Below are 8,072 nucleotides of genomic sequence, written 5' to 3'. Positions count from 1 at the left end.
GTGACCCGCCGTAAGGGCGGAACCCTAAGTGGCCGTTACCGCAGCAACGGATATGTACTCGATAACCACCAAACACCAAGGCCCGAGTCCGATAACCGCCCACAAAAAAAATGCCCCGATCTCTCAACCAGGGCATTTCACTCAAACCACGTAACCAGAACTTAGTGCGAAACCGCCCCGCTCGCCCCAAGGCCAGTCTGCGAACGCACAAACTGCGGGAAGAACAGCGCCCGCTCGTTCTCGGCTGCTGCGGACTTGTCGGTAATCGAGAAGAACCAGATCCCGATGAACGCGATCACCATCGAGAACAGCGCCGGATACTCGTAAGGGAAGATCGCCTTCTCGTGATGCAGAATCTGCACCCAGATGGTCGGGCCAAGGATCATCAGCCCCACCGCACTCACCAGCCCCAACCAGCCACCGACCATCGCGCCGCGGGTGGTCAGCTTCTTCCAGTACATCGAAAGCAACAGCACCGGGAAGTTGCAGCTCGCCGCGATGGAGAACGCCAGGCCGACCATGAACGCGATGTTCTGGCTCTCGAACAGGATACCCAGACCGATCGCCAGCACGCCCAGGGCGATAGTGGTGATCTTCGACACGCGAATCTCATCCTTGTCGTTGGCCTTGCCCTTCTTGATCACGCTGGCATACAGGTCGTGCGACACCGCCGAAGCACCGGCCAGGGTCAGACCGGCCACCACCGCCAGAATGGTCGCGAACGCCACCGCCGAGATGAAGCCGAGGAAGATACTGCCACCCACTGCGTCAGCCAGGTGCACCGCCGCCATGTTGTTGCCGCCGAGCAGAGCGCCCGCTGCATCCTTGAAGGCCGGGTTGGTGCTGACCAGCAGGATCGCGCCGAAGCCGATGATGAAGGTCAGGATGTAGAAGTAGCCAATGAAGCCGGTGGCATACAGCACGCTCTTGCGCGCTTCTTTCGCGTCACTCACGGTGAAGAAGCGCATCAGGATGTGTGGCAGGCCGGCAGTACCGAACATCAGGGCCAGACCGAGGGAGAACGCCGAAATCGGATCTTTCACCAAACCGCCCGGGCTCATGATCGCTTCACCTTTAGGGTGAACCTTGATCGCTTCGGAGAACAGCATGTTGAAGTCGAAGTTGACGTGCTTCATCACCATCAGCGCCATGAACGAGGCACCGGACAGCAACAGCACCGCCTTGATGATCTGCACCCAAGTGGTCGCCAGCATGCCGCCGAACAGCACGTACATGCACATCAGGATACCGACCAGAATTACCGCGACGTAGTAGTCGAGACCGAACAGCAACTGGATCAGCTTGCCGGCACCGACCATTTGCGCGATCAGATAGAACGCCACCACCACCAGCGAACCGCAGGCAGACAGGGTGCGGATCTGGGTTTGCCCGAGGCGGTAGGACGCCACGTCGGCAAAGGTGTATTTACCCAGGTTACGCAGGCGTTCGGCGATCAGGAACAGAATGATCGGCCAGCCCACCAGGAAGCCGATCGAATAGATCAGGCCGTCGTAGCCGGAGGTGAACACCAGCGCGGAAATCCCCAGGAAGGACGCCGCCGACATGTAGTCACCGGCAATCGCCAGACCGTTCTGGAAACCGGTGATCTTGCCGCCCGCTGCGTAGTAGTCTGCGGCCGACTTGTTGCGTTTCGAGGCCCAGTAGGTGATGCACAAGGTTGCGCCGACGAACACCACGAACATGGCGATCGCGGAAACGTTGAGCGGTTGTTTGTGGACTTCGCCGGTCAAGGCGTCAGCGGCCCAGACGGCTGGCGCGAACGCTGCGATGCTCAAAAGAGCCAGTAGACGCCGGATCATTGCTGAGCCTCCTTGAGAATCGCATTGTTCAGGTCGTCAAACTCGCCGTTGGCGCGCCGTACGTAGATCGCGGTCAGGATGAAGGCCGAGACAATCAGACCGACACCGATCGGAATACCCCAGGTAATCGACGACCCGGGACTGAGTTTCGCCCCGAGCACTTGCGGCCCGTATGCGATCAGCAGGATGAATCCGGAGTAAAGCCCGAGCATGATCGCCGAGAGTATCCAGGCGAACTTTTCTCTTTTTCGCACCAGCTCCTTGAAGCGCGGGCTGTTTTGAATCGAGAGGTAAATGCTGTCGTTCATTGTTTTTATCCTCGCAGCACAGATTATTGTTGGAACGTATCCACTGTATGCGGCTGCGGAACGGGTTCCAGACGACCTTAGTATTAGAACGACATGACGTTTTCGCCAATTTTCAGCACACAAAAAAAATGTGGGAGCTGGCTTGCCAGCGATGGCGTCGTATCAGCCAACTAATCAGTTGACTGACAGACCGCTATCGCGGGCAAGCCCGCTCCCACAGGATGTGCGGTGAACCGAAGCGATTTTGGGTTATTTGGTCCAGTCAGCCACGCGATCCGGGTGCTTGGCGACCCAATCCTTGGCCGCCGCTTCAGGCTTGGCGCCGTCCTGGATGGCCAGCATGACTTCGCCGATCTCGTCTTTCGACGCCCACTGGAAGTTTTTCAGGAACTTGGCGACTTCCGGAGCCTTCGTCGCGAGTTCTTTGCTGCCGATGCTGTTCACGGTTTCAGCCGCGCCATACACGCCTTTCGGGTCGTCGAGGAAGCGCAGTTTCCACTTGGCGAACATCCAGTGCGGCACCCAACCGGTGACGGCAATCGATTCGTTCTTCTTCTCGGCACGGGTCAGCTCGGCAATCATGCCGGCGCCGGAACTGGCCTTGAGCGTATATTTGTCCAGGCCGTAATCCTTGATCGCCTGATCGGTTTTGAGCATCACGCCTGAACCGGCGTCGATGCCGACGATGCGGTTCTTGAAGGTGTCATCGGTCTTGAGGTCTTCGATCGATTTCGCCTTGACGTACTCCGGCACGATCAGGCCGATTTTCGCGTCCTTGAAGTTCGGGCCGTAATCGACGACCAGATCCTTGTTCTTCGTCCAGTACTCGCCGTGGGTCACCGGCAGCCATGCCGAGAGCATCGCGTCGAGTTTGCCGGTGGCCACGCCCTGCCACATGATCCCGGTGGCGACGGCTTGCAGCTTCACGTCGTAGCCGAGTTTCTGCTTGATCACCTCGGCCGCCACGTGGGTGGTCGCGACGCTGTCGGACCAGCCGTCAACGTAACCGATGTTCAGGGTCTGTTTTTCAGCGCTGGCGAATGTGGAACTCATCGCAAGCACCAGAGCGGCACCTGCGCCTAAAAGTCGTCGCATCTTCATCGTTTACTTCCCCGAAATGCTGCGCCCGACGGATGCCGGGCATCGTCAACGTATTGTTATGGTGCACAGCGCCCCCATCACGCCTGACCGCAAACTCGCTCGAATGCCAGTGGAGTACTGACGCTTTCGATCATCGGCCTGACGCCCGCAGCGACCTGCTCTGTCAGCGACCTCAATACAGCGAGAAACGACATCAGAAGGCCATTAATCACCTCTGAATAATTGGCGCCAGACAATCCGCCCGAACTTTGCATGTGCAAATCATGCAGGCCACCAACCCGCGGATAAATGCAGGTAACATGCGTCGCTTTGCAGCCACTCGGCCTGACCATGTCCGCGACTTCCCGCTTCCCGTTTGTTCCTTATCTCTTCGCCTGCCTGCTCGGCCTGTTTGCCCTTGGCGGCTTCTGGTACGGCCTCGGCAAACCGGTGATCCTGCCGGACGCCGCGACCCCGACGCACAAGTTGCAATGCGCCTCCTACACGCCATTCGACAAGGACCAGTCGCCGTTCGACGTGCCGTTCAAGCTGCGCCCGGAGCGCATGGACGCCGACCTCGCCCTGCTGGCGACGCGCTTCGAATGCATCCGCACCTACTCGATGACCGGCCTCGAAGCCCTGCCGCAACTGGCGCGCAAGCACGGTCTGAAGTTGATGATCGGCGCCTGGGTCAACAGCAACCCGGCGGACACCGAGAAAGAAGTCGACCTGCTGATTGCTTCGGCCAACGCCAACCCGGATGTGGTCAGCGCGGTGATCGTCGGCAACGAAGCGTTGCTGCGCAAGGAAGTCACCGGCGCGCAACTGGCGAAGCTGATCAACAAGGTCAAAAGCCAAGTCAAGCAACCGGTCACTTATGCCGATGTCTGGGAGTTCTGGCTCAAGCACCCGGAAGTGGCGCCGGCGGTGGATTTCCTGACCATTCACTTGCTGCCGTATTGGGAAGATGATCCGTCGAACATTGACGTCGCTCTGCAACATGTGGCGGATGTGCGTCAGGTGTTCGGCAACAAATTCGCGCCCAAAGACGTGATGATCGGCGAGACCGGCTGGCCCAGCGAAGGCCGCCAGCGTGAGACCGCCCTGCCGAGTCGGGTCAATGAGGCGAAGTTCATTCGCGGTTTTGTCGCGATGGCCGAGAAGGAAGGCTGGCATTACAACCTGATCGAAGCGTTCGACCAGCCATGGAAACGTGGCAGCGAAGGTGCGGTCGGCGGTTATTGGGGCCTGTTCGACGCCGATCGTCAGGACAAGGGCGTGCTCGCCGGGCCAGTGACCAATGTGCCGTACTGGAAGGAATGGCTGGGCGTCGGTGGGCTGATTTTCCTCGGCACGCTGCTACTCGGCGGCCGGGTTCGCACCACGCAATCGGCGTTGGTTCTGCCCCTGCTTGCGGCAGTTGCAGCCTGCTCTATCGGCGCCTGGGGCGATCTGGCGCGAGTGACCACGCGGTTTGCCAGCGAATGGCTGTGGGTCGGCTTGCTGACAGCGTTGAATCTGTTGGTGCTGGCGCATGCCGCGCTGACCTTGAGCAACCGTCAGGGTTGGCGTGAACGCGCGTTCAATCTGCTGGAACGCCGCGCTGGCTGGCTGGTTGCGGCAGCAGGTTTTGCGGCGGCGGTGATGATGCTGGAGATGGTGTTCGACGCGCGTTATCGCAGTTTCGCCAGCATGGCGTTCATTCTGCCGGCGCTGGTTTTCGTGTGCCGTCCGGTCAGCGTGCCACGCCGGGAAATCGCCCTGCTGACCTTTATCATCGGCGCCGGCATTGCGCCGCAGCTGTATGAAGAAGGCTTGTTGAATCAGCAGGCGTGGGGCTGGGCGCTGGTCAGCGGGTTGATGGTGGCGGCGCTGTGGCGCTGCCTGCGGGTTCGCAAGGGATGATCTTCAGCATCTGAGCCGGCCTCATCGCTGGCAAGCCAGCTCCCACAGGTTTTCGGGTCGTACATACATGTTGTGTTCACCCAAAACCCTGTGGGAGCGGGCTTGCCCGCGATGACTGACTGTCAGGCGCTACGAGACGCTCTGACCAACCGCAATCCGCCAATAACCAGCGCAAACACCGCCAGCGTCGTGTTGTACAACGCCAGCGCCGGCAACCCGAACACCAGCGCCAGCACCGCCAGCCACCACCCTGCCCGTCCGGGCAACACAAAACCGAGCAGCGCCGCACCCAGCGCGGTCCAGCCCAACACCTTGAAGTGGATCATCAGCCCCAGGTTCGAACGCACCGAGCATTCCCAGCGGCTCGCCTCATCGACGCAGATGCCGACCCACTGCCCATCTTCCATGAAGCCATAACGCACGCCATAACTGGCGGCCAGCCACAGCGGCAACAGCACGAGCAACAGAATCACGGGCAAGCGGCGGGACATGAATCTCTCCAATCAACGAAATCGGCGGCCAGCTTAATCTGCCCGCACGCATTGGCAAGCACTAACAACTGTTAACTGGTCATCCGCGCCTTGCAAAGTGTATCGTCCAGCTACTATTACTCCGAATTCTGCCTGTTTGGTGCCGAGGCATGGCACTTTGGCGCAAGCCCGGTGGTCATAGCCTGCGAACTTCATTCGGCACCTTCCTTTAAGGGATCCAGTCATGCTCCGTTCCTTGCGCTTCGCCGCGCTGTTCAGCGGCCTTATTCTGAGTGCGTCCGCACTGGCGGTGGATATCGATGCCGCCAGTTATGGCTATCCCCTGACCAACCCGTTCGAGGCGACCATCGCCACCACGCCACCGGACCTGCGCCCGGAGTTGCCGTCGAACGACGAGATCAATCAGTCCGACCACAGCATCACCCTGCGCCCGGAACGGGCCTTCATCCTCCCGGACAATTTCTGGGCGGTGAAAAAACTCACCTACCGGATCGCCGAGCAGGACAAACCGGCGCCGCTGATCTTCCTGATCGCCGGTACCGGCGCGCGCTATGACAGCACGCTCAACGAATACCTGAAGAAGCTCTACTACAAGGCCGGCTACCACGTCGTGCAGTTGTCGTCGCCCACCAGCTTCGACTTCATCAGCGCCGCTTCACGCTTCGCCACCCCGGGCATCACCAAGGAAGACGCCGAAGACATGTACCGGGTGATGCAGGCCGTGCGTGCGCAGCATCCGAAACTGCCGGTCACCGAGTACTACCTCAGCGGCTACAGCCTCGGCGCGCTGGATGCCGCGTTCGTCGCGCATCTGGACGAGACCCGACGCAGCTTCAACTTCAAGAAAGTCCTGCTGCTCAACCCGCCGGTCAACCTCTACACCTCGATCAGCAACCTCGACAAGCTGGTACAGACCGAGGTGAAGGGCATCAACAACAGCACCACCTTCTATGAACTGGTGCTGAACAAGCTGACCCGCTACTTCCAGCAGAAAGGCTACATCGACCTCAATGACGCCCTGCTCTACGACTTCCAGCAGTCGAAGCAGCACCTGACCAACGAACAGATGGCGATGCTGATCGGCACTTCGTTCCGTTTCTCGGCGGCAGACATTGCCTTCACCTCCGACCTGATCAACCGTCGTGGCCTGATCACTCCGCCGAAATTCCCGATCACCGAAGGCACCAGCCTCACGCCGTTCCTCAAGCGTGCGCTGCAATGCGACTTCGACTGCTACCTGACCGAACAGGTGATCCCGATGTGGCGCGCGCGCACTGACGGCGGCAGCCTGCTGCAACTGATCGATCAGGTCAGCCTGTATGCGCTCAAGGATTACCTGCACGACAGCCCGAAAATCGCCGTCATGCACAACGCCGACGACGTGATCCTCGGCCCTGGCGACCTCGGTTTCCTGCGCAAGACCTTTGGCGATCGCCTGACCGTTTACCCACTGGGCGGCCATTGCGGCAACCTTAACTACCGCGTCAACAGCGACGCCATGCTGGAGTTTTTCCGTGGCTAAATATCTCCTGCTGATTGCAGCGCTCCTCAGTGCAGGCGTGGCCCAGGCCGACAACAGCAAAGCCAACGCACCGGTGGTGGTCGACAGCGACGGCTTCAAGGAGCCGCTGTCCAAACTCAAGTTCAACCCGGGGCTGGACCAGCGTGAGTTCGAGCGCTCGACGCTCAACGCACTCAACGTCTATGACCCGCTGGAGTCGTGGAACCGCCGCGTCTACCACTTCAACTACCGCTTCGACCAATGGGTGTTCCTGCCGGTGGTCGACGGTTATCGCTACGTGACGCCAAGCTTCCTGCGCACCGGGGTGAGCAACTTCTTCAACAACCTTGGCGACGTGCCGAACCTGGTCAACAGCCTGCTGCAGTTCAAGGGCAAGCGCTCGATGGAAACCACCGCGCGCCTGTTGCTCAACACCACTATCGGCATTGCCGGTCTGTGGGATCCGGCCACCGCCATGGGCCTGCCGCGCCAGAGCGAAGACTTCGGTCAGACCCTGGGCTTCTACGGCGTACCGGGCGGTGCCTACTTCGTCTTGCCGATCCTCGGCCCGTCGAACATTCGCGACACCGCCGGCCTCGCCGTGGACTACACCGCCGAATCGGCGATCAACTACCTGAACGTGTCGGAAGTCAGCTCCAACCACCCGGAAATCTGGGCCCTGCGTGCGGTCGACAAGCGCTACCAGACCAACTTCCGCTACGGTCAGATGAACTCGCCGTTCGAGTATGAGAAAGTGCGCTACGTCTACACCGAGTCGCGCAAGTTGCAGATTGCCGAGTAACCTCAGCGACAACAAAAAAGGGCCATTCGATGCGAGTCGAATGGCCCTTTTTCATGGATCACTGAAATCCAATGTGGGAGCGAGCCTGCTCGCGAATGCGGTGTCTCAGACCCGAAGGGGGTGGCTGACTCGACGCCTTCGCGAGCAGGCTCGCTCCCACAGGGT

At 60.0% G+C, this 8,072-nt stretch carries 7 protein-coding genes; 3 read left to right on the top strand and 4 right to left on the bottom strand.

Going from position 1 to position 8,072, the window contains the following annotated elements:
• Positions 1 to 161: 161 nt before the first annotated feature.
• The 3 genes from QRN61_RS23220 to QRN61_RS23210 form a co-directional block, all read right to left on the bottom strand.
• Positions 162 to 1,820, bottom strand: a complete 1,659-nt coding sequence (locus QRN61_RS23220) for a cation acetate symporter (RefSeq protein WP_027613951.1) — start codon at positions 1,818 to 1,820, stop codon at positions 162 to 164.
• Positions 1,817 to 2,128, bottom strand: coding sequence for a DUF485 domain-containing protein (locus tag QRN61_RS23215; protein ID WP_027613950.1), 312 nt, complete (start codon positions 2,126 to 2,128; stop codon positions 1,817 to 1,819). The genes QRN61_RS23220 and QRN61_RS23215 overlap by 4 nt, the downstream gene beginning before the upstream one ends.
• A 249-nt stretch (positions 2,129 to 2,377) precedes the next feature.
• The gene (locus QRN61_RS23210) at positions 2,378 to 3,229 is read right to left on the bottom strand and encodes a glycine betaine ABC transporter substrate-binding protein (protein ID WP_098967873.1); all 852 of its coding nucleotides are present in this window, start codon (positions 3,227 to 3,229) and stop codon (positions 2,378 to 2,380) included.
• 288 nt (positions 3,230 to 3,517) lie between these two features.
• On the opposite strand from QRN61_RS23210, the gene QRN61_RS23205 reads away from it, so the two are divergent.
• The gene (locus tag QRN61_RS23205; protein WP_285375648.1) at positions 3,518 to 5,113 is read left to right on the top strand and encodes a glycoside hydrolase family 17 protein; all 1,596 of its coding nucleotides are present in this window, start codon (positions 3,518 to 3,520) and stop codon (positions 5,111 to 5,113) included.
• A gap of 122 nt (positions 5,114 to 5,235) precedes the next feature.
• Here QRN61_RS23205 and QRN61_RS23200 read toward each other — a convergent pair whose 3' ends face one another.
• Positions 5,236 to 5,604: a hypothetical protein gene (locus tag QRN61_RS23200; protein ID WP_150367869.1), complete on the bottom strand. Its 369-nt coding sequence runs from the start codon at positions 5,602 to 5,604 to the stop codon at positions 5,236 to 5,238.
• Between the two features lie 223 nt (positions 5,605 to 5,827).
• Between QRN61_RS23200 and mlaY the strand changes: the two genes are divergently transcribed.
• Positions 5,828 to 7,126 (top strand): lipid asymmetry maintenance lipase MlaY, encoded by a 1,299-nt coding sequence (gene mlaY, locus QRN61_RS23195; RefSeq protein WP_027613946.1) that lies wholly within the window; start codon positions 5,828 to 5,830, stop codon positions 7,124 to 7,126.
• Complete coding sequence (locus QRN61_RS23190; RefSeq protein ID WP_007969640.1) at positions 7,119 to 7,907, top strand: MlaA family lipoprotein; 789 nt, start codon at positions 7,119 to 7,121, stop codon at positions 7,905 to 7,907. Before mlaY ends, QRN61_RS23190 begins: the two co-directional genes overlap by 8 nt.
• Positions 7,908 to 8,072: the final 165 nt, after the last annotated feature.

Source organism: Pseudomonas sp. lyk4-TYG-107, from assembly GCF_030209055.1.
In the GTDB taxonomy this organism is placed as follows: Bacteria; Pseudomonadota; Gammaproteobacteria; order Pseudomonadales; family Pseudomonadaceae; genus Aquipseudomonas; species Aquipseudomonas putida_A.
The sequence above is the reverse complement of the archived record's forward strand: the minus strand, read 5'-3'. Positions and strand labels throughout refer to the sequence as shown.

What these genes read in the sequence shown, in the direction of transcription:
- QRN61_RS23205 (WP_285375648.1), top strand. Translation starts at nt 3,518, where the DNA reads ATGCAGGTAACATGCGTCGCTTTGCAGCCACTCGGCCTGACCATGTCC.
- QRN61_RS23200 (WP_150367869.1), bottom strand. Translation starts at nt 5,604, where the DNA reads ATGTCCCGCCGCTTGCCCGTGATTCTGTTGCTCGTGCTGTTGCCGCTG.
- QRN61_RS23210 (WP_098967873.1), bottom strand. Translation starts at nt 3,229, where the DNA reads ATGAAGATGCGACGACTTTTAGGCGCAGGTGCCGCTCTGGTGCTTGCG.
- QRN61_RS23220 (WP_027613951.1), bottom strand. Translation starts at nt 1,820, where the DNA reads ATGATCCGGCGTCTACTGGCTCTTTTGAGCATCGCAGCGTTCGCGCCA.
- QRN61_RS23215 (WP_027613950.1), bottom strand. Translation starts at nt 2,128, where the DNA reads ATGAACGACAGCATTTACCTCTCGATTCAAAACAGCCCGCGCTTCAAG.
- mlaY (WP_027613946.1), top strand. Translation starts at nt 5,828, where the DNA reads ATGCTCCGTTCCTTGCGCTTCGCCGCGCTGTTCAGCGGCCTTATTCTG.